The sequence below is a fragment of the Intrasporangium calvum DSM 43043 genome, assembly GCF_000184685.1.
Classification (GTDB): Bacteria; Actinomycetota; Actinomycetes; order Actinomycetales; family Dermatophilaceae; genus Intrasporangium; species Intrasporangium calvum.
This window is the reverse complement of the sequence record NC_014830.1, coordinates 1,972,853-1,997,679: the sequence shown is the minus strand read 5'-3', so window position 1 is coordinate 1,997,679 and position 24,827 is coordinate 1,972,853. Positions and strand designations below refer to the sequence as shown.

Genomic DNA, 24,827 nt, shown 5'->3' with positions numbered 1-24,827 from the left:
GCTCTGTCGCGGGTGGTGGTGGTCGTCACTCGGGGGCGGCGAGCGCCCGGAGCAGCGTCTCGACGTCCTCGCTGCGGTCGAGCAGCTCCCCGACCTGCTCCCGGGTGCCGCGCTCGGGTTCGAGGATCGGGACCCGCTGGAGGGTGGTCCGTCCCGGCACGTCGAAGACGACGGAGTCCCAGCTGGCGGAGAAGACCTGTGGGGTGAACCGGCGGACGCAGCTGCCCCGGAACCAGGCCCGGGTGTCCTCGGGAGGGTAGGCCTGGGCGGCGCGGACCTCGTCCGGTGGGACGAGCTCGACGGTGCGCCCGCGGTCGCGCAAGCGGTGCACGAGACCCTTCTCGGGTCGCACGTCGGCCCACTGGATGTCGATGGCGGCGAGCCGGTGGTCGTCCCACTCCAGCCCGTCGCGCTGGCGGTACCCGTTGAGCAGCTGCAGCTTGGTGACCCAGTCGACGAGGCCGGCCGCCGTCATGACGTCGCCGCCGAGCCGGGTCAGGACGTCCTCCCAGTAGCGCATGACCTCCTCCGTCGCGTCCGGCACCGGGTCGTCCGCCCGGCCGTCGAGCCAGGCCCTGGCCGCCTCGAGGTACATCCACTGGACGTCGAGCGCGGTCATCGACCGTCCGTCGTTGAGCTCCACCGTCGTCGTGAGGGTCGGGTCGTGGGAGATCTGCTGGAGGGCGGCGACCGGACGGCGGACGGACCAGTCGGCCCGGAGGTGACCGTCCTCGATCATCCCGAGCACGAGCGAGGTCGTGCCCACCTTGAGCAGGGTGGCGACGTCGAGGAGGTTGGCGTCGCCGATGATGACGTGCAGGCGCCGGTAGCGGTCCGCCACGGCGTGCGGCTCGTCGCGGGTGTTGATGATCGGCCGCTTGAGCGTCGTCTCGAGCCCGACCTCCGTCTCGAAGAAGTCGGCCCGCTGCGAGATCTGGAATCCGGCCCCTCGGGAGTCGACGCCGAGCCCGACCCGGCCCGCGCCGCACACGACCTGTCGGGTCACGAAGAAGGGGATCAGGTGGCGGACGATGTCGGGGAACGGCGTGCGCCGCGGCATGAGGTAGTTCTCGTGGGTGCCGTAGGACTGGCCCTTGCCGTCGGCGTTGTTCTTGTAGAGGTTGACCGGTGCCTGTCCGGGGCGTTCTGCGAGCAGGCGCACCGACTCGAGGGCGATGGCGTCTCCGGCGCGGTCCCAGCGGATCGCATCCCGAGGGACGGTGACCTCGGGCGAGCTGTACTCGGGGTGGGCGTGGTCGACGTAGTAGCGCGCGCCGTTGGGCAGCACGACGTTGGCCAGGGTCGGGTCCTCGATGTCGGTCAGCTGGCTCGGGTCGGCCGTGTCACGGTCGAGGTGCCAGCCGCGGGCGTCCTGGAGGGGGTCCTCGAAGGCGTAGTCCCAGCTGGACTGGTTGGACCGGATCCCGTGGGCCGCTGCGTAGACGCTGACCACCTGGCCGGAGAGGAACATCGGGTTGGCCAACGGGTCGCCGGGGACCGAGATGCCGAACTCGGTCTCGAGGCCCATGATCCGCCGTACCGTCATGGTCGAGACCATAACCACAGCATCCGGGCGGCGGGCCGGCAGGTCGACTATCGTCGAGGCACACGCGAACCTCGAGAGGGGATCACCAGTGAAAGACGTGGTCGTCTTCAGCGGCTCCGCCCACCCCGCCCTCGCCGACCGGATCTGCGCCCACCTAGGTGTCAACCGCGCCCCTGTCGACATCAAGCGCTTCAGCAACGACTGCCTCCAGGCGCAGCTCCTCGAGAACTGTCGGCTCCGTGACGTCTACCTCGTCCAACCGCTCGTGCCGCCCACGCAGGAGCACCTGATGGAGCTGCTCCTGATGATCGATGCGGCGCGCGGGGCGTCCGCCGCCCAGATCACCGCGGTCATGCCGCACTACGCCTACGCTCGCTCGGACAAGAAGGATGCCTCCCGGATCTCGCTCGGCGGCCGGCTCGTCGCCGACATGATCGGCACGGCCGGTGCCCACCGGGTCCTCACCATGGCGCTGCACGCCCCGCAGGTGCACGGCTTCTTCTCCATGCCGGTCGACCATCTGACCGCCATCGGCGTCCTGGCCGACCACTTCCGCGGGTCCGACCTCAAGGACTGCGTCGTCGTCAGCCCGGACCTCGGCAACGCCAAGGTCGCCAGCCAGTTCGCCCGGCTCCTGGGGTTGCCGGTCGCAGCCGGCTCGAAGCGGCGCATCTCCGACGAGGAGGTGGTGATCGACTCGATCGTGGGCGACGTCGCGGGGCGCCGGGCCATCATCCTCGACGACGAGATCGCGACGGGCGGCTCGATGCTCGAGCTGATGGACCGCCTTCGCGACGCCGGGGCCACCGAGGCGACGGTCGTGTGCACCCACGGGCTGTTCGCCGGCAAGGCCGTCGAGCGGCTCCGCGGGCACCCGTTCGTCACCGAGGTCGTGACCACCGACACCGTCCCGCCTCCCGTGGGGTGGCCCGAGCTGCGGGTGCGGTCGGTGGCGGCGCTGCTCGCCGAGGCGATCGACCGGATCCACCACGGCCGGTCGGTGTCGTCCCTCTTCGAGGGCGTCGACCCCGCCTACGCTCCCCCACAGGCGCGTCTGCCCTTCGAGACGCTCGCCTGACGCCGTGACGGCGACACAGCGGCCTTACTGGCGCCATCCTGTGGTGGCCTTCGCCCTCGACGTCGTGCTCGTGGTGGTCTTCGCGGTCATCGGACGGTCCTCCCACGACGAGGGGCTGTCCCCGGGTGGGGTGCTCGCCACGGCGAGCCCGTTCCTCCTCGGCGCGGCGGTCGGCTGGCTCGTCGTGCGGGCTCGCCGCGGGTCGTGGCCGCTCGAGGTGGGGCCGGGCATCACGGTGTGGTTCTCGACCCTCGTCATCGGCATGCTGCTGCGCGTCGTCGTGCTGGGCAGCGTCGCCTGGGCCTTTGTCGCGGTGGCCGCAGTCGTCCTGGCGGTGCTGCTCGTCGGCTGGCGCTTCCTCGCGAGCCCGCGCGGCACCCGCCGGGCCGGGCCCTGAGAGCGAGCTCAGCGGCATACGCCGTCATCTGCCGTATGCCGCTGAGCCGGCTCGCGTCGGGAGCGCCCCTTGGGTGCCGGCCCGGCGGAGGGTGGGGTCACAGGTACTGCCCGGTGTTGGCCGTGGCGATGGAGCGGCCGGGCTCCGTGCCCTCCTTGCCCTTCATGAGGGTCCGGATGTAGACGATGCGCTCGCCCTTCTTGCCGCTGATCCGGGCCCAGTCGTCGGGGTTCGTCGTGTTGGGCAGGTCCTCGTTCTCCTTGAACTCGTCGACGCAGCTGGCGAGGATGTGCTCGACCCGGATGCCCTTCTGGCCCGTCAGGAGGAAGTCCTTGATCGCGAGCTTCTTCGCCCGGTCGACGATGTTCTGGATCATCGCGCCCGAGTTGAAGTCCTTGAAGTAGAGGATCTCCTTGTCGCCGCCCTGGTAGGTCACCTCGAGGAAGCGGTTCTCCTCCGTCTCGGAGTACATCCGCTCGACGGCCGCGGTGATCATCGCCTCCACCGTGGCATCCCGGTCACCGCCGTGGATCGTGAGGTCGTGCTCGTGCAGCGGGAGGGAGGTGACGAGGTACTTGCTGAAGATGTCCCGGGCGCTCTCGGCGTCCGGCCGCTCGATCTTGATCTTCGCGTCGAGACGTCCCGGCCGCAGGATCGCCGGGTCGATCATGTCCTCCCGGTTCGAGGCGCCGATGACGATGACGTTCTCGAGCCGTTCCACCCCGTCGATCTCGGCGAGGAGCTGCGGGACGATCGTCGTCTCCACGTCGCTGGACACGCCGGAGCCACGGGTCCGGAAGAGCGAGTCCATCTCGTCGAAGAAGACGACGACGGGCGTGCCGTCGGAGGCCTTCTCGCGGGCCCGCTGGAAGATGAGGCGGATGTGCCGCTCGGTCTCACCGACGTACTTGTTGAGCAGCTCGGGGCCCTTGATGTTGAGGAAGTAGCCCTTCTCGGTCTCCTTGCCGGACCGCTCCGCGACCTGGCGGGCCAGCGAGGCGGCGACGGCCTTGGCGATGAGTGTCTTGCCACAGCCGGGCGGCCCGTAGAGCAGGACACCCTTCGGCGGCTTGAGGGCGTGCTCCTTGAACAGCTCTGGGTGCAGGAAGGGCAGCTCCACCGCGTCGCGGATCTGCTCGATCTGGCCGGCGAGGCCACCGATGTCCTCGTAGGCGACGTCCGGCACCTCCTCGAGGACGAGCTCCTCCACCTCGAGCTTGGGGATCAGCTCGTGGACGAAGTTGGACCGAGAGTCGAGAGTCAGCGAGTCACCGACGCGGATCCGCTCGCCGAGCAGGGGCGTCGCGATGCGGCACACCCGTTCCTCGTCGCCGTGCGTGACGACGACCACCCGGTCGTCGCCGAGCTTGTCCTTGACGGTGACGACCTCGCCGACGCGCTCGTACCCGTGCGCCGAGACGACGTTGAGGGCCTCGTTGAGCATCACCTCGCGGCCCAGCGCGAGGTCCTCCGGCGCCACGGACGGGCTCACGGCCACGCGCATCTTGCGGCCGCCGGTGAGGATGTCGACGGATCCCTCGGTCGGCGCGTCGAGAATGAGCCCGTAGGTGCTGGGCGGCTGGGCGAGCCGGTCGACCTCCTGCTTGAGCGTGATGATCTGCTCGCGAGCCTCCTTCAACGTGCGCACGAGCCGCTCGTTCTGCGTGGAGAGCGACTGGAGGGACGACTGGAGGTGGCTGAGGCGGGCCTCCAGCTCGCGGGACTGCTGCGGAGAGGTCCGGGCGGCGTCGCGAAGGGCCCGCACCTCGCTCCTCAGCGCCTCGAGCTCACGGTCCGCACGCCCGGGACCGGCTGCTGTCGCTGGGGCACCGTCGGCGCCCCGCACTGGGCTGATCGGCTCGGAACGCGGGCTCGTCTCCGCAGCCGATCCGGGGTCTCCGAGCCCGTGGGCCCGGGCCTCCTCGTTCCTGCTGTCGTCGGTCATCTCGGGCCTCCTCATCCGCCACGCTGACCCCTGCGTCGGTGCGCGAGGGGTCGTGACCCTTCGACCCTAACCCCGAGGGGTCACAGATCCTCGGACGTCTCAGCCACGGATCGGCGAAGTCGGCGGATCGTCTTGTCACTCTTGACCCGCTCGCCGAGGGCCTCCGGGGTCCAGGCGGCTGCGGGCACATCGGTCGCGGCGATCGAGCCGGACACCTGGGTGGGGCGGTCGGACTCGAACGGTGAGCCGGACCCCTCGTCGGGGCCGCTCCCCTCTCCCGTACCCTCCGTGGGGCCATAGGCACCCTTGGCCGGCCGACGCTTGCGCTCCGGGGGGACGACGCCCGGGGCCAGGCGGCGGGTCGTGACGAGGAAGCCCGTGTGCCCGTGCATGCGGTGCTGGGGGCGCACCGCCAGACCCTCGAGGTGCCAGCCCCGGACCAGGGACTCCCAGGCGCTGGGCTCGGTGAAGCCACCATGGGTCCTGATCCCCTCGGCGACGCGGCTCAGCTGGGTCGTCGTCGCGACGTAGCAGATGAGGACGCCGCCGGGCAGCAGGGCCTCCGCGACGACGTCGAGGCACTCCCACGGGGCCAGCATGTCGAGCACGACGCGGTCCACCGTCCCTGCCTCCACCGTGCGAGGCAGCGCCTCGACGAGGTCGCCCACCGTGATGGTCCATGCGGGGTGGTCGCCGCCGAAGAAGGCCCGACCGTTGCCGCGGGCGATCTCCGCGAAGTCCTCCCGGCGCTCGAAGGACAGCACCCGTCCGTGCTCGCCGACGGCACGGAGCAGGGACATCGACAACGCGCCGGAGCCGACGCCGGCCTCGACCACGGTCGCTCCGGGGAAGATGTCTGCCATCTGCACGATCTGGCCCGCGTCCTTGGGATAGACCACGGCGGCACCGCGGGGCATCGACATGACGTAGTCGCTGAGCAGCGGGCGCAGCGCGAGGTACTCGACGCCCGCGGTGTTGGTGACGACGGAACCGTCCGGGGCGCCGATCAGGTCGTCATGGCGCAGGAAGCCGCGGTGGGTGTGGAACTCGCGGCCCGGCTCGAGGGTGATGGTGTGCAGCCGGCCCTTGGGATCGGTGAGCTGGACTCGCTCGCCGACCTCGAACACGCCGCGCCGGTGGTGGGCGGTGCTGGGCGCTGGTCGGGTCGTGGCCACGTCGGCTTCGGTCATGGGAGGCAAGTCTAGGTGTCGTTCGCGCCGGTCCCGTGCCCGCGCCGCAGCGTCCGCGCCTCGACCTCGTACCGGCTCTGTCGCCCGCCCGGAGTCGCGAAGAAGCGCCGGCGGAGCGAGCCCTCGACGTCGATGCCGGCGCCGGGCTCGAGGCGCAGTGCGGTGCGCCGGGTCCGGGCACTCCAGCAGACGACGTCGATGGTGTCGACCTGACCGGGGCGTCGCTCGCCGGTGCGGCCACCAGCGCGGGTCGTCGCCTCGGCCCGGGGGACGACGATGCGGAGGGTGACCAGGGTGTCACCGCTCGGGAGGACCCGCTCCTCCGCAGCAGCGCTGAGCCGACCGCTCAGGGCCACCTCGTTCCGTCCGGGACCGGGCCTGCCGGCCTCCGGGCCACTCTCGCCCGGCGTCGCTGCTCGGTGCTGTCTCGCCATCGCTGTGCTCCCTTCGTCGGCCCGGGTGGGCGGGTACTGAGGAGCGTGCGTCATGCCCGTCATGCGTGCTTCGACTGCGGCCGCGGCTGTGGACGACCGGCTCGGCGCCGAGGGGATGTGGATGGAGGAACGTCAGCACCCGTCCGTCGGGAGGCCGAGAGTGCGGTCCCCCCGGTCAGGCGCGCCGTCGGCGGGCGAGGGCCGAGCCGACGACGGTGTTGATGCGCTCCGCGGTCACCAGGCCCCTGACGCGCCGGGTGGTCTCGTCGACCACCACCGCCACCGGGAGGTTGCGTTCGCTCATGGCTCGCACCAGCTCGGTGAGCACGGCGTCCGGCGCGAGCGAGACCACCCAGTCCGCGGGCTGGGAAGTCACGACGGCGCCGAGCGGTGTGGTCGCCGCTGCACCCGGGGGGACCTCGCCTGCCGCAGCGGGGTCGAACAGGCCGAAGGGCCAACCGCCGTCGTCCGTTGCCACCAGCCAGGTCGACTCGGCGCCGGCCCCGGCTGCCCGGCGGTGCACGTCCGCCAAGGAGTCGCTCGCCGGCAGGAGCAGCACCGGCTCCAGGACGGACTCGACCGGGCCGGAGGTCGCGTCGGTGATGGCGCCGGCCCGGATGGCCTGGGTCGCGCCCTGCCAGAGGAAGAAGGCGATGGCGACCGGCCAGACGATCTGGAACAACGCGATCCCCTCCCCCTCGAGGAGGGGGAGTCCGGCGAACCACAGGACCGTGGCGACCGCCATCGCCCGCCCGAGCCAGCCGGCGGCGACGAGTCCGGCGCCCTTGCGGCCGGTGACGCGCCAGACGAGCGCGCTGACGATCTGGCCGCCGTCCAACGGGAGTCCCGGCAGCAGGTTGAACAGGCCGACGAGAAGGTTGGCCCGCGCGACGATGAGCAGGAGGGTCGCGGCGGTCTCGTTGGTCACCGTCGTCCCAGCCGCCCACGCCGGGACCGCCAGCGCGAGGTTGGACAGCGGGCCGACGACGGCGACGATCGCCGTCGTCCCGGGCGACGAACGGGTCGCGTCGTAGACGGTGTGCCCGCCCCACACGTCCGCGACGATCCGCCCGACCGAGTGACCCCTGGCCCTGGCCGCCAAGGCGTGCGCCGCCTCGTGGACGAGCACGGAGCCGAGGAGGAGCCCGGCGTAGCCGGCCGCGACGAGGTAGCCGTAGGAGGCGCTGCGGTCGGACCGGCCGAGCGCCGGTCCGAAGACCGCGATGATGAGCACCGCGATGACCGGCCATGACCGGGCGATGTAGACGGGCGACCCGGCGATGGTGCCGATGCGCCACCCGTGGTGTCGGGAGTCGTCCGGCGCAGGTGAGGTCATGACGGGAAGCCTATGCGGGCGTGGCCCCTGACGCTGGCTCGCGGCGTGTGCCGTGGGCGGTGTCGGACCCTCGCCCTACAGTCGGGCTCATGGTTTCCGCCCTGTCGCCGAGTCGCGCCTCCGACTTCATGACGTGCCCGATGCTCTACCGCTTCCGCGTCATCGACAAGCTTCCGTCGCCGCCGACGGCGGCCACGGCACGCGGGACGTTGGTGCACGCGGTCCTCGAGCGGCTCTTCGACCTGCCCACGTCCGAGCGCACCCTCGAGGCGGCGGTCGGGCTGGTGCCGCAGGAGTGGGAGCGGATCGCTGCGGAGGAGCCGGAGATGCTCTCGCTCCTGGCTGAGCACGACGGACGCACCGACGAGTGGTTCTCCGGCGCGGGGTCGCTGCTCGAGACCTGGTTCGGCCTGGAGGACCCCACCCGGCTCGAGCCCGCCGAGCGGGAGCTGTACGTCGAGACGGAGATCGACGGTCTCGTCCTGCGCGGCTACGTCGACCGTCTCGACGTGGCACCGGACGGGGCGATGCGGGTCGTGGACTACAAGACGGGCCGGTCGCCCTCCGAGCGGTTCGAGGGCAAGGCCCTGTTCCAGATGAAGTTCTACGCACTCGTGCTCTGGCGGCTGCGAGGTGAGGTGCCCCGGCTCCTGCAGCTGGTCTACCTCGGGAACGGCGAGATCGTGCGCTACCGCCCGGACGAGCAGGACCTCCTGGCCGTGGAGCGGAAGATCAAGGCGCTGTGGGCGGCCATCGAGCGGGCTGCGCGGCTCGGCGACTGGCAGCCGAGTCCGAGCCGGCTGTGTGACTGGTGCGAGCACCGGGCGCTGTGCCCCGCGTGGGGCGGCACTCCCCCGGACCTCCCGGAGGACGCCGCCATCCGCGCGGTCGACCCGTCCGCCAGCGGTCTCGTCGAGATCGACGACTAGTCCGTATGCCGCTGGGTTCCCTTCCAGCCCAAGCCACCCCACGCTCCACCAGCTCAAGAGCAGCTCGTCCGCCGCGTGCGTCGGCGGCGCGGCGGACGAGCTGCTGTCGGGATCGGTCGTCAGTGCGTGAAGGTGTCGGCGACGTCGAGGGCCTCGTCGAGGATGGCCAGGCCCTCCTCGGCCTCCTCCGCCGTGGTCGTGCAGGGGGGCACGACGTGGGTCCGGTTGAAGTGGGTGAACGGCCAGAGGCCGCGCTCCTTGCACGCCGCCGCGAAGGCGGCCATCGGCTTGGCGGCGTCGCCGGCCGCGTTGAACGGCACCAGCGGGTCGCGGGTCTCACGGTTCGTGACGAGCTCCACGGCCCAGAAGACGCCGAGCCCGCGGACGTCGCCGACGCTGGCGTGCTTCGCGGCGATCTCACGCAGGCGTGGGCCGATGACGTCCGCGCCGAGGCGCCGCGCGTGGTCGACGATTCCCTCCTCGTGGAAGGCGGTGATGGAGGCGACGGCCGAGGCGCAGGCGAGCGGGTGCCCTGAGTAGGTCAGGCCGCCGGGGTAGGCGCGCTCCTGGAAGGTGTCGGCGATCGGGTCGGAGATGATGACTCCGCCGAGCGGGACGTAGCCGGAGTTGACTCCCTTGGCGAAGGTGATGAGGTCGGGCACCACGCCCCAGTGGTCGACGGCGAACCACTCGCCGCAGCGCCCGAACCCGGCCATCACCTCGTCGGCGATCAGCATGATGCCGAACTCGTCGCAGATCGCCCGCACACCCTGCAGGTAGCCCTCCGGCGGGACGAGAATGCCGTTCGTGCCCACGACGGTCTCGAGGATGATGGCGGCCACGGTGTGCGGCCCCTCGACCATGAGCGTGTCGCGCAGGTGGGCCAACGCCCGCTCGCGCTCCTGCTCCTCGGTCTCCGAGTGGAACGCCGAGCGGTAGGTGTAGGGGCCCCAGAAATGGACGATGCCGGGCTGCCCGGGCTCCGAGGGCCAGCGGCGCGGGTCGCCGGTGAGGGTGATCGAACCCGCCGTCGCTCCGTGGTAGCTGCGGTAGGTCGCCAGGACCTTGTGCCGGCCGGTGTGCAGTCGGGCCATCCGGATGGCGTTCTCGTTCGCCTCGGCACCGCCGTTGGTGAAGAAGACCCGGTCGAGCCCCTCCGGCGCGACCTCGGCGATGAGCCGAGCGGCCTCGCTGCGCGCGTCGTTGGCGAAGGCCGGCTGGATCGTGGCGAGCCGGGCGGCCTGCTCCTGGATGGCGGCGACGACCTTGGGGTGCTGGTAGCCGATGTTGATGTTGACCAGTTGGGAGCTGAAGTCGAGGTATCGCTTCCCGGCGTGGTCCCAGAAGTAGGACCCCTCGGCCCTGGCGATGGGGAGCGGGTCGATCAGGGCTTGGGCGGACCACGAGTGGAAGACGTGGTCCCGGTCGAGCCGGCGCACGGCCGCTTCGTCGAGGCCTGCCATCCGCTCGGTGAAGGAGGCCGTGGGTGTCGTCGTGTGAGTCATGGGTCCTCCTCGTCTCAACGGGTCCGGGGGAAGCCGAGGTCGACGCTCGACGTGGCCGGGTCGGGCCAGCGTTCCGTGACGACCTTGCCGCGGGTGTAGAAGCTGACCCCCTCAGGGCCGTACATGTGCGTGTCGCCGAAGAGGGAGTCCTTCCAGCCGCCGAACGAGTAGTAGGCGACGGGAACCGGGATCGGCACGTTGACCCCGACCATCCCGACCTGAACCTCGGACTTGAACTTCCGGGCGGCGCCCCCGTCCCGGGTGAAGATGGCGGTGCCGTTGGCGTACTGGTTCGCGTTGATCAGGGCCAGCCCCTCGTCGAAGGTGGCGACCCGAACGACCGAGAGCACCGGTCCGAAGATCTCGTCGGTGTAGACCGTCATCTGTGGCGTCACCTCGTCGAGCAACGTCATCCCGAGGAAGAAGCCCCCCTCGGGCACGGCCTGCTCGCGCCCGTCGACGACGACCTTCGCGCCGGCCTCTGCGCCGGCACCGATGTACCCGGCCACCCGGTCGCGGTGCTCGCGGGTGATGAGCGGACCCATGTCGGTGCCGGGCTCGGCCCCGGGTCCCACTCTGAGCGACGGGAGCCGCTCCTGGATGGCCGAGACGAGGTCGTCAGCCACGTCGCCGACGGCCACGGCCACGGACAGCGCCATGCAGCGCTCGCCGGCGGCGCCATAGGCGGCCGAGACGATGGCGTCGGCGGCCAGGTCGATGTCGGCGTCGGGCAGGACGAGGGCGTGGTTCTTCGCCCCGCCGAGGGCCTGGACCCGCTTGCCGTTGGCGGTGCCGCGCTCGTAGATGTACCTGGCGACCGGGGTCGAGCCGACGAAGCTGACGGCCGCGATGTCCTCGTGGTCAAGGATCGTGTCGACGGCCTCCTTGTCCCCGTGGACGACCGTGAAGACGCCGTCGGGCAGGCCGGCCTCCTTCCACAGCTCGGCGAGGAAGAGCGCGGCCGAGGGGTCCTTCTCGCTCGGCTTGAGGATGAAGGCGTTGCCGCAGGCGATGGCGTTGGCGCACATCCACAAGGGCACCATGACAGGGAAGTTGAACGGGGTGATGCCGGCGACGACACCGAGCGGCTGCCGCAGACTGTAGACGTCCACTCCCGCCGACGCCTGCTCACTGAACCCGCCCTTGAGCAGCTGCGGGATGCCGGTCGCGAACTCGACGTTCTCGAGACCCCGCGCGATCTCCCCGGCCGCGTCCGAGAGGACCTTGCCGTGCTCGGACGTGACGATCGCCGCGAGCTCGTCCGTCCGGGCGTGCAGCAGCTCACGGAAGGCGAAGAGTACGGCCGCCCGACGTGACAGGGAGCTGTGCCGCCAATCGCTCGCGGCCGCGACGGCCGTCTTCACCGCGGCGTCGACCTCGTCCTTGGACGCGAGGGGGACCATGGCGGTCGTCTGCCCGGTGGCCGGGTCGAAGACGGGCGAGGTGCGGCTCGAGGTCCCGGACACGCGCGCTCCGGAGATCCAGTGGTCAAGCGTGCGCGCGGCAGGTGGGTTCGTGTCGTCCATGGGCTCAGATTACGTGTCAGGTGATAGCCATACAAAGGTGCGATCGCTACAGTACAAACATGCGTGACGTGCTCTCAGGCCTGGAAGAACGGCTGGAGTCGCCGACGAGCAAGGGACTCGCGCACGCGGTCTCCGTCGCCATCCGCGACGGCGTCCTCGCTCCCGGCGACCGGTTGCCGCCGATCCGACAGGTCGCCCAGGAGCTGATGCTCTCCCCCACCACGGTCAGCGCCGCCTGGCAGCTGCTCGCTCGCTCCGGCGCCATCCGCTCGGACGGGCGACGCGGTACGACGGTGGCGCCGGCCAACCGTGGCGGCGAACGGTACTCCACCGCGCTCAGTCGCGAGACGGGCAACCGCCTCGACCTGTCGACCGGCGTGCCCGACCCCGCCCTGCTGCCGGATCTCGCCGACCTGCTCGACCGCCTGGACGGACCCATCGCCCCGAGCAGCTACCTCGACGACCCCGTCCTGCCCGAGCTTCGGGACATCCTGCTGGCGGACTGGCCGGCTCCCGTGGACGACCTGCTCGTCGTCGACGGGGCCATGGATGCGCTGGACCTCATCACCCGGACTCTCCTGCGGGCCGGCGACCGCGTCGTCGTGGAGAGCCCGGGGTTCCCCGTCCTGCTCGACCTCCTCGAGGACCGTGGAGTGGTGGTCCAACCCGTCCGCCTCGACCACAGCGGTCCTGACCTCGACGACGTCGCAGCCCGCCTCGGACGCAGGCCGGCGGCCATCATCGTCCAGCCGCGCGGCCAGAATCCCACCGGCGTCTCCCTCACCCCCACCCGCGCCAGGCGGCTCGCGAACCTGCTGGCCCCGACGTCCTGCCTCGTCATCGAGGACGACTCCGCCGGCGACATCGCCTCCTCCCCAGCGCTGAGCCTCGGCGCGTGGATCCCGGACCAGGTGCTGCACATCCGCAGCTTCAGCAAGTCCTACGGCCCGGATCTGCGGCTCGCCGCACTGACCGGGCCGGCCCCCCTCCTCGCCCCGATCCGCCACGCCAGGGCACTGGGGCAGGGCTGGAGCAGCCGGCTGCTCCAGCGCGCCCTCGCGGCCCTGCTCACGGATCCGCAGTCCACGGCCAAGGTGCGCTCAGCCCGGGCGGAGTACGCCCGCCGCCGCGGACTCGTCACCACCCGGCTGGCCGAGCACGGCATCTCGGTGCCCGGGACGGACGGGCTCAACATCTGGGTTCCGGTGCGGGACGAGTCGGCCGCTGTGCTCCGGCTCGCGAGCGAGGGCATCGCGGTCGCGCCAGGTGGCCCGTTCGTCGTCGACAGCCGTGACGGGGAGCCGCACATCCGGGTCACCACCGGTCTGATCACCTCCGGCCACCGCGAGGTGGCTGACGCGATCGCCGACGCCGCGAGCAGCTCGGCGTGGTCCGCCCAGCACCGCTGAGGGCTGAGCTTCAGGGACGCGGTCGACGGGGCGGCGATCGTCGAGCTGTGCCTCCGCCGTCGGGTCGACGTGGTCCTCATGGACGTGCGCATGCCGCGGGTCGACGGGATCGAGGCGACGCGGCGGCTCCTCGCGCATCCCGCCCCGCCCCGCGTGGTCGTCGTGACGACCTTCGACCTCGACGAGTACGCGTTCGCCGCCATCCACGCCGAGGCGACGGTCAAGACCCACGTCGTCACGTCCTCGGCAAGCTGAGCCGCCGGGATCGGGTCCAGGCGGTCGTCCTCGCCTACGAGACGGGGCTGGTGCGGCCGGAAGCCTGACCCCGCCAGCGAGCCCAGCGGCATACGGCAGGAGAGCTCTGCTGCGCCGGGGGCGGCCACGGCTTCGCCGGGGGTCTCGTCACCGCGCTGCCATGACCGGCCCCGTGCCGGGCGCTGCGGCGCCCCCCGCTACCCAGCGCAGCTCCGCGGCCTTGAGACCAGCCAAGGTCGACAGCTGCACTGAGCCCGGCGTGGGAGGCACGGGGACGATGTGCGGGACGGCGATGGTCGGCACCCCGGCGGCGGTCGCCGAGCGGACCCCCGTCGGCGAGTCCTCGAGCGCGACGCAGTCGGCGGGCTCCGCTCCCACCAGCCGGGCCGCCCGCAGGTAGGGCTCCGGATGGGGCTTGCCGTGGGTCACCTCGTCCCCGGTCACCTGGTGGGCGAAGGAGCCGGCCGGCAGCGCGCCCACGACGGTGTCGGCAAGATTTCGCCACGACATCGTGACCAGGACGTTAGGGACGCCGAGCCCCACGAGCTCCTCGAGGAGCTCGCGGGCGCCCGGTCGCCACGGGATCGCATCCCGCACCTGCTCGATGACCCGTTGCAGCAGCGCGTCGATCACCTCGGCCACGGAGAGCGGGATCCCGGTCTGGTCGATGATCACCTGGGCGGACACCTCGAGGGCATTGCCGACGAGACGGTGGGCCAGCTCCTCGCTCCACTGGCCGCCGTGGGCGGCCACGAGCTCGTGCTCGGCCGCGATCCAGTAGGGCTCGGTGTCGACGAGCGTGCCGTCCATGTCCCACAGGACCGCCGCCGGCAGACCGTCGAGGGGGCCTCCAGTCATGCCGCTCAGTCCTCCGGGTCGTAGGCGAGGTTCGAGGACAGCCACCGTTCCGCCTGGGCGAGCGTCCACCCCTTGCGTTCGGCGTAGTCCGCGACCTGGTCGCGCCCGAGCCGACCGACGACGAAGTACTGCGACTGCGGGTGCGAGAAGTACCAGCCCGACACCGAGGCACCCGGCCACATGGACATCCCCTCGGTCAGCTGGATGCCCGTGTGCGTCTCGACGTCGAGCAGCCTCCAGAGGGTCTCCTTCTCCGTGTGCTCGGGGCAGGCGGGATACCCGGGCGCAGGGCGGATCCCTTGGTATGCCTCCTTGATCAGGCCGGCGTTGTCGAGGTGCTCGTCCGGGGCGTACCCCCAGAGCTCCTTGCGGACCTTCTCGTGCATCCGCTCCGCGAAGGCCTCCGCGAGCCGGTCGGCGATCGACTCGAGCAGGATGGCGTTGTAGTCGTCCAGCTCCGCTCGGAACGCGGCCACCCGCTCCTGGCTGCCGAGACCGGCCGTCACGGCGAAGGCCCCGACGTAGTCACGCAGGCCCGTCGATCGCGGCGCCACGTAGTCGGCGAGGCTCCGGTTGGGGACTCCGCCACGGTGCTCGCCCTGCTGGCGCAGGTGGTGGAGCACGGCGACCGGGTCCTGTCGGTGCTCATCGAGGTAGACCTCGGTGTCGTCGCCGACGGAGTTCGCCGGGAACAGCCCGACCACGGCGTTCGCCGTCAACCAGTCCTCGCTGACGACGCGGTCGATCATCGCCTGCGCGTCGTCGTACAGCTTGCGCGCCGCCGGCCCACTCGCCGGGTTGTTGAGGATGTCGGGGAAGGAGCCCTTGAGCTCCCACGCGTTGAAGAAGGGCTGCCAGTCGATGTAGCGGCGCAGCTCCTCGACCGGGTAGTGCTTGTAGACCCGGACGTGCTGGGTGCTGCCCTCGTGCCAGACGACGGGCGAGACGTCCTTCTCCTGCTGGAGCAGCAGGTGCGGCCGAGGGGGGTGGTACCCCTCCCACGTCATCGGGGTGGCGTTGGCCCGGGCCCGCTCGAGGGGCAGGAGGGGACGGTCGTGCTTCGTCGCGTGCCGGGTCCGCAGGGCGTCGTAGTCCGCCTTGACGTCGACCATGAGCCGCGCCCGCTGGTCGGGGCTCAGCAACGCCGCCGCAGTCGGCACGGAGCGCGAGGCGTCCTTGACCCACACGACCGGCCCGTCGTACCGGGGGTCGACCTTCACGGCCGTGTGGGCGCGGGAGGTCGTCGCGCCGCCGATGAGGAGGGGGATGTCGAAGCCCTGTCGCTGCATCTCGGCGGCGAAGCCCACCATCTCGTCGAGCGAGGGGGTGATCAGCCCGGACAAGCCGATGAGGTCGGCCTCGTGCTCCCGGGCGGCGTCGAGGATCTTCTGAGCCGGCACCATCACCCCGAGGTCGATGACCTCGTAGTTGTTGCACTGCAGCACGACCCCCACGATGTTCTTGCCGATGTCGTGGACGTCGCCCTTGACCGTGGCCATCACGATGGTCCCGTTGGTGTCCTTCTGCTTCGCGAGCGCCGGGTCCTTCGCCTTCTCCTCCTCGATGTACGGGATGAGGTAGGCGACGGCCTTCTTCATGACGCGGGCGCTCTTGACGACCTGTGGGAGGAACATCTTGCCGGCGCCGAACAGGTCACCGACGACGTTCATGCCGTCCATGAGCGGGCCCTCGATCACCTCGATCGGCTGTCCCCCCGCCGCCGCGATCTCGGCGCGCAGGAGCTCGGTGTCGTCCTCGATGTGCGCGTCGACGCCTTTGACGAGCGAGTGGGTGATCCGCTCGCGGACGGGCAGCCCGCGCCACTCGTCCTCAGTCACGGCGTCCGGTCCGGCCGCGCGGTTGTATCGCTCGGCGACCTCGAGCAGCCGCTCCGCCGCGTCCGGCCGACGGTTGAGGACGACGTCCTCGACCCGGTCGCGCAGCTCCTCGTCGATCTCGTCGTAGACGGCGAGCGCTCCCGCGTTGACGATCCCCATGTCGAGCCCGGCAGCGATGGCGTGGTAGAGGAAGACGGCGTGGATCGCTTCGCGCACCGGGTTGTTGCCCCGGAAGGAGAAGGAGACGTTGGAGATACCGCCCGAGACCTTCGCGCCGGGCAGGTTCTCCTTGATCCAGCGGGTCGCCTCGATGAAGTCGCGGCCGTAGGAGGCGTGCTCCTCGATGCCGGTGGCGACGGCGAAGACGTTGGGGTCGAAGATGATGTCCTCGGCCGGGAAGCCGACCTCCTCGGTGAGGATGCGGTAGGCCCGGGCGCAGATCTGGGTGCGGCTCTCGAGGCTGTCGGCCTGGCCGTCCTCGTCGAAGGCCATCACGACCGCCGCGGCGCCGTACTTGCGGACGAGGCGGGCGTGCTCGATGAAGGACTCCTCCCCCTCCTTGAGGGAGATGGAGTTGACGATCGCCTTGCCCTGCACGCATTTCAGCCCGGCCTCGATGACCTCCCACTTCGACGAGTCGATCATCACCGGGACGCGGCTGATGTCGGGCTCGCTGGCGACGAGCTTGAGGAAGCGGTCCATCGCGGCGACGCCGTCGATCATCCCCTCGTCCATGTTGACGTCGATGACCTGGGCGCCGTTCTCCACCTGCTGGGCGGCGACTGACAGGGCCGTGTCGTAGTCGCCGTCCTTGATCAGCGTGCGGAACCGGGCCGAGCCGGTGATGTTGGTCCGCTCGCCGACGTTGACGAAGAGGCTGTCCTCGTTGATGGTGAACGGCTCGAGCCCGGACAGGCGCATGGCGGTGGTGGGGGGAGCCACCGTGTGGCCGGGCTTGCCGTCGACCGCCTTGGCGATGGCGGCGATGTGCTCGGGGGTCGTCCCACAGCAGCCGCCGACGATGTTGACGAAGCCGGCGGCAGCGAACTCGCTGATGACCTCCGCCGTCTCGTCGGGGGCCTCGTCGTACTCACCGAACGCATTGGGCAGCCCGGCGTTCGGGTAGCACGAGACGAAGCAGTCGGCGACGCGCGCCAGCTCGCTGATGTAGGGCCGCAGCTCCTTTGCGCCGAGGGCGCAGTTGAGGCCGATCGCGAGGGGACGGACGTGACGGACCGAGTTCCAGAACGCCTCGGTGACCTGTCCGGAGAGGGTGCGGCCGGACGCGTCGGTGATCGTGCCGGACACGATGACCGGCCACCGTCGGCCGTACTCCTCGAAGACGCTCTCGACCGCGAAGATGGCTGCCTTGGCGTTGAGGGTGTCGAAGATGGTCTCGACGAGGAGCAGGTCGGCGCCGCCGTCGAGCAGGCCCCGCGCGGCCTCCGAGTAGGCGTCGACCAGCTGGTCGAAGGTGACGTTGCGGGCCCCTGGGTCGTTGACGTCCGGCGAGATGGACGCGGTCCGGGTCGTCGGACCGATGGCGCCGGCGACCCACCGCGGCCGGTCCGGGGTTCGGGCCGTCATCGCGTCGGCCTCGCGGCGGGCCAGCCGGGCCGCCTCCCAGTTGATTTCGTAGGCCAGCTCGCTCATGCCGTAGTCGCCGAGGGAGATGGCGTTCGCGTTGAAGGTGTTCGTCTCGATGACGTCCGCGCCGGCCTCGAGGTAGTCGCGGTGGATCTGGGCGACGAGCTCCGGCTGGGTCAGGGTGAGCAGGTCGTTGTTGCCCTGCAGGTCGGTGGGCCAGTCGGCGAAGCGCTCGCCGCGGTAGCCGGCCTCGTCCGGTCGGTCGCGCTGGATGGCGGTGCCCATCGCACCGTCGAGCACCATGATGCGCTCGCGCAGGGTCGCGGAGAGGATCTCGGTCACGTCGGGACGGTGCACTCTGGGGTGGGTCACAGGATCTCTCCGGGAAGGTGGCAGGATCTCCGATTCTAGGGAGGTCGGGCCGCTTCGCCGGTTCCTGGCCGAACTGTGGTCGTCGGGCGACATCGTGCGGCTGTGGTGAGCCACCCCGCAGTGAGCGGTCCCGCGGTGTCTGTGACCCACCGGGTCACCGGCATAAGGTGAGACGCAGGGGTACCTGGACCCCGCTGAGAGGAGGCCACGTGCTGGAGTTCGAGGACGTCCCGGATCTCGTCGACCCGGTGCTCATCGCGGCCTTCGAGGGGTGGAACGACGCCGGCGAGGCGGCGAGCGCCCTGGTCCGGCACCTGAGCGAGGTCTGGGACGCAGAGCTCGTGGCGGCGTTCGACCCGGAGGACTACTACGACTTCCAGGTCAACCGACCGCGCGTGGCCGTCGAGGAGGGCCGCCGGGTGCTGTCGTGGCCGACGACGCGGATCCTCGTGGCGACCGAGACCGGGTTCGACCGGGATGTCGTCCTCGTCCAGGGCATCGAGCCGTCGATGCGGTGGCGTGCGTTCTCCGTGGAGCTGCTCGAGCTGGCCCAGCAGCTCGGGGTGTCGACGATCGTCACCATCGGGGCGCTGCTCGCGGACGTGCCGCACACCCGGCCCATCCCGGTCACCGCGACAGCGGAGGACGACACGGCGATCCACCGCTTCGACGTCGAGGCGAGTCGCTACGAGGGCCCCACGGGCATCGTCGGTGTGCTCAGTGCGACGGCGAGCGACGCGGGAGTGCCGACGGTGTCCGCATGGGCTGCCGTGCCGCACTATGCCGGGGGCTCTCCCTCGCCGAAGGCGACCCTGAGCCTGCTGCGGCGGGTCGAGTCGCTGCTCGCGGTGACGATCGACCACGGCGACCTGGAGGAGAGCGCTCGAGCGTGGGAGCGCGGAGTGGACGAGCTGGCTCAGTCCGACGAAGAGGTCGCCGAGTACGTCCAGTCCCTCGAGGAGGCCCAGGACACGGCGCAGCTGCCCGAGGCGACCGGCGATGCCATCGCGCGCGAGTTCGAGCGCTACCTGCGCGGCCGCGACGACGACCCAGGCGGCCGCCCCTGATCGAAAGAGCAGTTCGTGCCACGGCCCTGGTCGGCAACCCGCCACGCTGGGTCGAGAGTGCAGTTCGTGACATGGCCCCGGTCGGCGGCTCGCCGTCCCGAGTGGGTGTCACGAGGTGCTCTCTCGATGATCAGAGCCGCACGCCCAGGAGGGCATCGAGGGTGCGGGCGAGCAGCCCGGGGGCGCCGAGGTCGTCGCCCCCCCGGGTGAGGGCCTCGGCGGCCCACCGGTCGACGCTGGCCAGCGCTCGCGGGCTGTCGAGGTCGTCCGCGAGCGCGGCCCGCACCTCCTCGACCGTGCCGTCAGCGGCTGGGCCGCCGTTGCCGGAGAGGGCCCGACGCCAGGTGGCCAGGCGCTCCTCGGCGGCGGTGAGGTCGTGGTCCTGCCAGATCCAGTCGGCCGCGTGGTGCCGGGCGAGCAGTGCGAGCCGGATCGCCATGGGGTCGACGCCGGCGCGGCGCAGCTCCGAGACGAAGACGAGGTTGCCCTTGCTCTTGCTCATCTTCTCGCCGTCGAGTCCGACCATTCCCTGGTGGACGTAGGTCCGGGCGAAGGCCGGCCTACCGCTGAAGGCGCGGGCGTGGGCGGCGCTCATCTCGTGGTGCGGGAAGACGAGGTCGGTGCCACCGCCCTGGACGTCGATGGGCAGGCCGAGGTGGGTGCAGGCGATGCAGGCGCACTCGATGTGCCACCCGGGCCGGCCCGGGCCGAGCTGCCCGCCGTCCCACTCGGGCTCGCCGGCGCGGTGGGCGCGCCAGAGGAGGGCGTCGAGGCGGTTGCGCTTGCCCTCGCGGTCGGGGTCTCCCCCGCGCTCGGCGAAGACCTCGAGCATGCCGGCCTCGTCGAGACGACTGACCGACCCGAACTTCGGGTCCCGACTGATGTCGAAGTAGACGTCGTGGGCGCCCGGGCGGGACGCGTCCGGCGCCGGAACCAGGTAGGCATCCCCGGTGGCCAGGAGCTGCTCGATCGGCGCGATGAAGGTCGGGATGCTCTCGACGGCCCCGAGGTACTCGTCGGGTGGGAGCACGGCGAGCGCGGTCATGTCCTCGCGGAAGAGCCCGATCTCGCGGGTCGCGAGGTCCTCCCACGAGACTCCGTCGCGTTCGGCGCGCTCGAGGAGGGGGTCGTCGATGTCCGTGATGTTCTGCACGTAGCGGACGGAGACCCCGGCGTCGCGTAGCGAGCGGACGAGCAGGTCGAAGGTGAGGTAGGTCGCCGCGTGGCCGAGGTGGGTCGCGTCGTACGGGGTGATGCCGCACACGTAGACCGAGGCGGAGCCATCGACCGCGGCCGGGACGAGCTCGCCCGAGACCGTGTCCCTCACTCGGACCTCAGGAGAGCGACCTGGGACCTGGGGGACGAAAGGTGCGGGCCAACTCTTCACGCGCAGACTCTATCCGCAGCCGCGGGCCAGGCCGCGCGTCCCCTCAGAGCGGGGGCCACGGGACGGCGGGCCAGCCGGGATTGGGGCGGGGATGTCGACGAACGCGCAGCAGCCGGGTGACCCGCTCGCGCAGGGCGAGCACGTCGTCCTCAGGGAGCAGCCGCTCGAGCACGCCGAGCACACGGGTGCCCGGATCGTCGAAGCTGGTCTGGAGGCGCTCGAGCCGGCCGAGGTCCGCATCGGTCAGCGGGTCGCCGGCCCAGCCCCACAGGACGGTGCGGAGCTTCGGGGTCGAGTGGAACGTCACCCCGTGGTCGATGGCCCAGAGCCGGCCGGCGGGGTCCCGGAGGCAGTGCGAGCCCTTGCGGTCGGAGTTGTTGATGACGGCGTCCAGCACGGCGAGGGAGCGCACGTCATCCGTGTCGGCGTGGACCACGGTGACCGGTTCACCCGTCGGGGTCTCGGCCGAGAAGGTCGGGAGCCATCCCGCGGGTATCGTCCCTGCGGGGACGAGGTCGACGACCTGGTCGTCGGGCAACGGCGCGAAGGGGTCCCCGATCCAGCGCTGGACGGACCCTGAGCCGAGCGGTCCGTCGCGCAGCAGCGTCGGCGGCACCAGGTGCCAGCCACCCGCCTCCGAGACGACGTGTGCGGCGACCTCGCGCCCGGCGAGCGTGCCCTCGGGGAAGTCCCAGAGCGGCTGCTCGCCGCGAACCGGCTTGTAGATGGCGTACGCGTCGTCCTCGGCGTGCAGCCGCACGAGGAGGGCGACGTTCGACGAGGAGGTCACGCGCCCGACGACCTCCAGCTCACCCCTCAGGGCGGCGTCGTCGGCTGCTTCCCCGAAGGCCGGGAACGCGTGGTCAGCGGCGGTAGCCATTGGCCCGCGGGCAGATGTGCCCCGTCGGGTCCAGGGGGCCACCGCAGAAGGGACAGGGGGGTCGACCGGCCCGGACGATGGTCATGCTCCGGCGCGCGAAGGCTCGGGCCTGGGCCGGGTCGAGCGACACGCGCAGGGAGTTGCGCGCGAAGGGCGAGATGTCGACCTCCTCGGGAGCCGTCCCCTGCGGGTCGGGGTCGGCTGCGGGCAGGTCGTCGGGATCGTGGTCGTGGCACTCGATCACGAGGCGCTGCTGCTCCTCGTCCCACGCCAGGGACAGGGTCTGGACGCGCCAGTCCTCCTCGAACGGGGTCTCCAGCGGCTCGGTGTCCTCCGGCGGGCCACCGGGCGTGCCTGGCTCGATCGCGGCAGCCGGGGCGAGCTGGTCGAGGACGTCGTTGATCCGGTCGGCGAGGATCGAGACCTGCTGCTTCTCGACCGCGACCGTGACGACCCGACGACCGTCCGTGGCCTGCAGGTAGAAGGTCCGGTTGCCCGCAGGCCCGACCGTGCCCGCGACGAAGCGGGTCACCGGGTCGAAGTCCTGGAAGGTCATGCCGTCGACCCTATCCGACCTCGCCGGGCGAGCCGGGGCTCTCATCACCGGGTGCGCCAGCGGCCACTTCGAGGCTCCCGGCCCCGCCGCCGAGCACCGCGTCACCCTCCCGCCCCGGCGCCGTGGCGGGCCGGAGCGCCCCCAGGTCACCACCGACGTCGTTGAGCCGGACGAGGAACGGCCGCCGCGACGTGTAGTGCACGACGCTGACCGACCCGGGGTCGACGACGAAACGCTGGAAGTCGTCGAGCCGGGCGCCCGCAGCGTGGGCCAGCACGGCCTTGATGACGTCCCCGTGCGACACCGCGACCCAGACGGCATCGGGTCCGTGCTGCTCGAGGACATGGGCGTCGGTCTCGCGAACCGCGGCCAGGGCCCGCTCCTGCACCTCGACGAGCGACTCGGCCTCGAAGTCCTCCGACGCCGGGAAGCGGACCTCACTGGGCCGGTCCTGGACGACCTCCCAGAGGGGCTCGGCCACCAGGTCGCGGATGGCCCGGCCGGTCCAGGCGCCGTAGCGGCACTCCCCGAGGCCGGGGTGCACCGACCGGGGCAGCGGTCCCAGCGCTCCCGCGATGAGGTCGGCGGTCTGGAGGCATCGGTCAAGGGGGGACGAGACGAGCCGGGAGACCTCGATGCCGGCGTCCGCGATCGCGGCACCGACACGGGACGCCTGGGCCTCGCCCGTCGCGTCGAGGAAGACACCGGGTGCCCAGCCGGCGAGCACGCCGGCTGTGTTGGCGCTCGACCGCCCGTGGCGGACGAAGAGGACAGTGGGCACCCGGCCAGCCTAGACGCGCCGTCGCAACCCAGCGGCATACGTGGCATCGCTGTGGTGGAGTAGGGCTGTGATCGTGGACCAGGCAATCTACCGGCGGGGCGAGCGCCTCGAGTGCGGTGACCTCAGTGACGAGCTGGAGCGCTTGCGGGCCGGCGCTGAGGGCTTCCTCTGGATCGGGCTCAAGGACCCGACGGACGACGAGTTCGCCCTGGTCAACCGAGAGCTGGGGCTGCACCCGCTCGCCGTGGAGGACGCCGTCACCGGCAACCAGCGCGCCAAGATCGAACAGTACGAGCGCTCGGTCTTCGTCGTGCTCAAGACGCTGCGCTACATCGACGAGACGAGCGACATCGAGACCGGTGAGCTGATGCTCTTCATCGGGGACCGGTTCGTCGTCACGGTGCGGCGCGGCGAGGGCAACCCGCTCCGTGACGTACGCCAGCGCCTCGAGCTCGAGCCGGACCGGCTCCAGCACGGACCGTTGGCCGTGCTCCACGCCGTGATGGACTCGGTGGTCGACCACTACGTCTACGTCGACCGGGAGCTCAGCGTCGACCTCGACGACATCGAGGCGCAGGTCCTCGCCGACGACGGTGCCGGGGATGCCAACGCGATCTACCGCCTCAAGCGCGAGGTCCTCGAGTTCAAACGGGCGAGCTGGCCGCTCGCGGACGCCCTGATGACCTACATGGACCGCGGTGCGGGCCGCGAGCTGCACGTCGACGTCCGCCACCTGTTCCGGGACGTCGCCGACCACCTGCGCCACGTCAACGACCACATCGAGGCCTACGACCGGCTCCTGACCGACATCCTGTCCGCCCACCTCACCAGCGTGTCCGTCCAGCAGAACTCCGACATGCGCAAGATCTCGGCCTGGGTCGCGATCGCCGCGATCCCGACCATGGTGGCGGGCATCTACGGCATGAACTTCACGGGCATGCCTGAGCTCGTCGCCAGCGTCAACGTCGCCGGCACCGAGTACTACTACGGCTACTTCGTCGTCCTCGCCCTCACCACGACGGCCTGCGTCTTTCTCTGGACGAGGTTCAAGCGCTCCGGGTGGCTCTGAGCGGCGTCTAGCTCGCGCCGATCCAGCTCGCCCCGAGTGCGACGGCGAGCAGGACGCCGAGGGCGACCCGATACCAGACGAACGGGAGCAGGCTGTTCGACGCGACGAACCGCAGCAGCCAGGCGATCGAGGCATAAGCGACGACGAAAGCCACGACGAGCCCGACCAGCATCGGGCCGACGCCGAAGATCACGAGGTCGTGCCGCTGCTGGACCGCTTGGAAGACGCCGGCCGCAGAGAGGGCTGGGATCGCCAGGAAGAAGCTGAGCCGGGTGGCGGTGACCCGGTCGATGCCCCGGGCCAGCCCGGCCGAGATCGTCGCACCGGAGCGGGAGACCCCGGGGATGAGCGAGAAGCACTGGACCAGGCCGATCACGAACCCGTCCATGGGGGTGACCGCGTGCTCGCCCCGGACGGCTCCCCGCCGCTCGAACCTGGTGTGCATCCGCTCGGCCACGACCATGACCACGCTCCACACCACGAGGGCGGCCGCGACGACCCACAGGCTGCGCAACGCTCCCTCGATGAGGTCACGTGCGAGGAAGCCCACGAGCCCGACCGGCAGGGAGCCGATGACGACCGCCCACGCCAACCCGTAGTCCGGGTCGTGCCGACCTTCGGCCGAGGAGAGCCCACGAAACCAGGCCCGGGCGAACCGGACGATGTCCGTGAAGAAGTAGATGAGGGTGGCGGCGATGGCGCCGAGCTGGATGACCGCGGTGTAGGCCGTCACCGCTGGGTCGTCGACCGCGAGCCCGAGCAGCTTCTCGGTGATGGTCAGATGGCCCGTCGACGAGACGGGCAGGTACTCGGTCAGGCCCTCCACGATGCCGAGGATGACTGCGTCGAGGTAGCTCAGGTCAGCCACGATTCACGAAACCT

20 protein-coding genes and 1 pseudogene are annotated in these 24,827 nt (G+C 71.1%); 7 read left to right on the top strand and 14 right to left on the bottom strand.

The window, feature by feature from the left end; genetic code table 11:
• Positions 1-25: 25 nt before the first annotated feature.
• Positions 26-1,546, bottom strand: a complete 1,521-nt coding sequence (gene dop / locus INTCA_RS08955) for a depupylase/deamidase Dop (protein ID WP_041308570.1) — start codon at positions 1,544-1,546, stop codon at positions 26-28.
• 88 nt (positions 1,547-1,634) lie between these two features.
• On the opposite strand from dop, the gene INTCA_RS08950 reads away from it, so the two are divergent.
• Together INTCA_RS08950 and INTCA_RS08945 are read left to right on the top strand one after the other, a co-directional pair.
• On the top strand, positions 1,635-2,624 hold the full coding sequence (locus tag INTCA_RS08950; RefSeq protein ID WP_013492594.1) for a ribose-phosphate diphosphokinase: 990 nt from the start codon (positions 1,635-1,637) through the stop codon (positions 2,622-2,624).
• Positions 2,625-2,628: 4 nt separating this feature from the next.
• Positions 2,629-3,021 carry a DUF3054 domain-containing protein gene (locus INTCA_RS08945; protein WP_174411512.1) on the top strand — a complete coding sequence of 131 codons (393 nt, stop codon included), beginning with the start codon at positions 2,629-2,631 and terminating at the stop codon, positions 3,019-3,021.
• A gap of 97 nt (positions 3,022-3,118) precedes the next feature.
• Here INTCA_RS08945 and arc read toward each other — a convergent pair whose 3' ends face one another.
• From arc to INTCA_RS08925, 4 genes are all read right to left on the bottom strand, one after another.
• Complete coding sequence (gene arc / locus INTCA_RS08940) at positions 3,119-4,966, bottom strand: proteasome ATPase (RefSeq protein WP_013492592.1); 1,848 nt, start codon at positions 4,964-4,966, stop codon at positions 3,119-3,121.
• 80 nt (positions 4,967-5,046) lie between these two features.
• On the bottom strand, positions 5,047-6,156 hold the full coding sequence (locus tag INTCA_RS08935) for a tRNA (adenine-N1)-methyltransferase (RefSeq protein ID WP_013492591.1): 1,110 nt from the start codon (positions 6,154-6,156) through the stop codon (positions 5,047-5,049).
• An 11-nt stretch (positions 6,157-6,167) separates the two neighbouring features.
• Positions 6,168-6,590 (bottom strand): single-stranded DNA-binding protein, encoded by a 423-nt coding sequence (locus INTCA_RS08930; protein WP_013492590.1) that lies wholly within the window; start codon positions 6,588-6,590, stop codon positions 6,168-6,170.
• 175 nt (positions 6,591-6,765) lie between these two features.
• A complete protein-coding gene (locus INTCA_RS08925) occupies positions 6,766-7,926 on the bottom strand; it encodes a site-2 protease family protein (protein ID WP_013492589.1) in 1,161 nt (386 codons plus the stop codon).
• A gap of 89 nt (positions 7,927-8,015) precedes the next feature.
• Between INTCA_RS08925 and INTCA_RS08920 the strand changes: the two genes are divergently transcribed.
• A complete protein-coding gene (locus INTCA_RS08920; protein WP_013492588.1) occupies positions 8,016-8,855 on the top strand; it encodes a RecB family exonuclease in 840 nt (279 codons plus the stop codon).
• Positions 8,856-8,974: 119 nt separating this feature from the next.
• Here the strand turns inward: INTCA_RS08920 and INTCA_RS08915 are convergent, their stop codons facing one another.
• Both INTCA_RS08915 and INTCA_RS08910 read right to left on the bottom strand, forming a co-directional pair.
• Positions 8,975-10,360 carry an aspartate aminotransferase family protein gene (locus tag INTCA_RS08915; RefSeq protein ID WP_013492587.1) on the bottom strand — a complete coding sequence of 462 codons (1,386 nt, stop codon included), beginning with the start codon at positions 10,358-10,360 and terminating at the stop codon, positions 8,975-8,977.
• A gap of 14 nt (positions 10,361-10,374) precedes the next feature.
• A complete protein-coding gene (locus tag INTCA_RS08910; RefSeq protein ID WP_013492586.1) occupies positions 10,375-11,886 on the bottom strand; it encodes a CoA-acylating methylmalonate-semialdehyde dehydrogenase in 1,512 nt (503 codons plus the stop codon).
• A gap of 59 nt (positions 11,887-11,945) precedes the next feature.
• Here INTCA_RS08910 and INTCA_RS08905 point away from each other — a divergent pair, with 59 nt between their 5' ends.
• Both INTCA_RS08905 and INTCA_RS19090 read left to right on the top strand, forming a co-directional pair.
• Positions 11,946-13,295, top strand: a complete 1,350-nt coding sequence (locus tag INTCA_RS08905) for an aminotransferase-like domain-containing protein (RefSeq protein ID WP_013492585.1) — start codon at positions 11,946-11,948, stop codon at positions 13,293-13,295.
• Between the two features lie 15 nt (positions 13,296-13,310).
• Positions 13,311-13,618, top strand: a pseudogene (locus INTCA_RS19090) (response regulator); the annotation flags it as partial.
• A gap of 79 nt (positions 13,619-13,697) precedes the next feature.
• On the opposite strand, the gene INTCA_RS08895 reads toward INTCA_RS19090, so the two are convergent.
• Positions 13,698-14,408 carry an HAD family hydrolase gene (locus INTCA_RS08895; RefSeq protein ID WP_013492584.1) on the bottom strand — a complete coding sequence of 237 codons (711 nt, stop codon included), beginning with the start codon at positions 14,406-14,408 and terminating at the stop codon, positions 13,698-13,700.
• Positions 14,409-14,413: 5 nt separating this feature from the next.
• On the bottom strand, positions 14,414-18,136 hold the full coding sequence (metH, locus tag INTCA_RS08890) for a methionine synthase (RefSeq protein WP_422723747.1): 3,723 nt from the start codon (positions 18,134-18,136) through the stop codon (positions 14,414-14,416).
• A gap of 278 nt (positions 18,137-18,414) precedes the next feature.
• Between metH and INTCA_RS08885 the strand changes: the two genes are divergently transcribed.
• Positions 18,415-19,272: a PAC2 family protein gene (locus INTCA_RS08885; protein WP_013492582.1), complete on the top strand. Its 858-nt coding sequence runs from the start codon at positions 18,415-18,417 to the stop codon at positions 19,270-19,272.
• Positions 19,273-19,402: 130 nt separating this feature from the next.
• Here INTCA_RS08885 and mshC read toward each other — a convergent pair whose 3' ends face one another.
• From mshC to INTCA_RS08865, 4 genes are read right to left on the bottom strand one after another with little or no spacing between them, the layout of a single operon-like run.
• Positions 19,403-20,659 carry a cysteine--1-D-myo-inosityl 2-amino-2-deoxy-alpha-D-glucopyranoside ligase gene (gene mshC, locus INTCA_RS08880; protein WP_013492581.1) on the bottom strand — a complete coding sequence of 419 codons (1,257 nt, stop codon included), beginning with the start codon at positions 20,657-20,659 and terminating at the stop codon, positions 19,403-19,405.
• A 43-nt stretch (positions 20,660-20,702) separates the two neighbouring features.
• Positions 20,703-21,539 (bottom strand): SCO1664 family protein, encoded by an 837-nt coding sequence (locus INTCA_RS08875; RefSeq protein WP_013492580.1) that lies wholly within the window; start codon positions 21,537-21,539, stop codon positions 20,703-20,705.
• Positions 21,523-22,095, bottom strand: coding sequence for a DUF3090 domain-containing protein (locus INTCA_RS08870; RefSeq protein ID WP_013492579.1), 573 nt, complete (start codon positions 22,093-22,095; stop codon positions 21,523-21,525). Before INTCA_RS08870 ends, INTCA_RS08875 begins: the two co-directional genes overlap by 17 nt.
• A 10-nt stretch (positions 22,096-22,105) precedes the next feature.
• Positions 22,106-22,876 carry an MSMEG_4193 family putative phosphomutase gene (locus INTCA_RS08865; RefSeq protein ID WP_013492578.1) on the bottom strand — a complete coding sequence of 257 codons (771 nt, stop codon included), beginning with the start codon at positions 22,874-22,876 and terminating at the stop codon, positions 22,106-22,108.
• A gap of 67 nt (positions 22,877-22,943) precedes the next feature.
• Here INTCA_RS08865 and INTCA_RS08860 point away from each other — a divergent pair, with 67 nt between their 5' ends.
• Entirely contained in the window at positions 22,944-23,945 is a 1,002-nt protein-coding gene (locus INTCA_RS08860; protein ID WP_041307469.1) for a magnesium and cobalt transport protein CorA, read from the top strand.
• 7 nt (positions 23,946-23,952) lie between these two features.
• On the opposite strand, the gene INTCA_RS08855 is transcribed toward INTCA_RS08860, so the two are convergent.
• Positions 23,953-24,813: an undecaprenyl-diphosphate phosphatase gene (locus INTCA_RS08855; protein ID WP_013492576.1), complete on the bottom strand. Its 861-nt coding sequence runs from the start codon at positions 24,811-24,813 to the stop codon at positions 23,953-23,955.
• Positions 24,814-24,827: the final 14 nt, after the last annotated feature.

Bases quoted from the DNA above. Each gene is read 5' to 3' on its own strand.
- dop (WP_041308570.1), bottom strand. From the start codon at position 1,546: ATGACGGTACGGCGGATCATGGGCCTCGAGACCGAGTTCGGCATCTCG.
- arc (WP_013492592.1), bottom strand. From the start codon at position 4,966: ATGACCGACGACAGCAGGAACGAGGAGGCCCGGGCCCACGGGCTCGGA.
- INTCA_RS08935 (WP_013492591.1), bottom strand. From the start codon at position 6,156: ATGACCGAAGCCGACGTGGCCACGACCCGACCAGCGCCCAGCACCGCC.
- INTCA_RS08930 (WP_013492590.1), bottom strand. From the start codon at position 6,590: ATGGCGAGACAGCACCGAGCAGCGACGCCGGGCGAGAGTGGCCCGGAG.
- INTCA_RS08925 (WP_013492589.1), bottom strand. From the start codon at position 7,926: ATGACCTCACCTGCGCCGGACGACTCCCGACACCACGGGTGGCGCATC.
- INTCA_RS08920 (WP_013492588.1), top strand. From the start codon at position 8,016: ATGGTTTCCGCCCTGTCGCCGAGTCGCGCCTCCGACTTCATGACGTGC.
- INTCA_RS08915 (WP_013492587.1), bottom strand. From the start codon at position 10,360: ATGACTCACACGACGACACCCACGGCCTCCTTCACCGAGCGGATGGCA.
- INTCA_RS08910 (WP_013492586.1), bottom strand. From the start codon at position 11,886: ATGGACGACACGAACCCACCTGCCGCGCGCACGCTTGACCACTGGATC.
- INTCA_RS08905 (WP_013492585.1), top strand. From the start codon at position 11,946: ATGCGTGACGTGCTCTCAGGCCTGGAAGAACGGCTGGAGTCGCCGACG.
- INTCA_RS08895 (WP_013492584.1), bottom strand. From the start codon at position 14,408: ATGACTGGAGGCCCCCTCGACGGTCTGCCGGCGGCGGTCCTGTGGGAC.
- metH (WP_422723747.1), bottom strand. From the start codon at position 18,136: ATGGTGCTCGACGGTGCGATGGGCACCGCCATCCAGCGCGACCGACCG.
- INTCA_RS08875 (WP_013492580.1), bottom strand. From the start codon at position 21,539: ATGGCTACCGCCGCTGACCACGCGTTCCCGGCCTTCGGGGAAGCAGCC.
- INTCA_RS08870 (WP_013492579.1), bottom strand. From the start codon at position 22,095: ATGACCTTCCAGGACTTCGACCCGGTGACCCGCTTCGTCGCGGGCACG.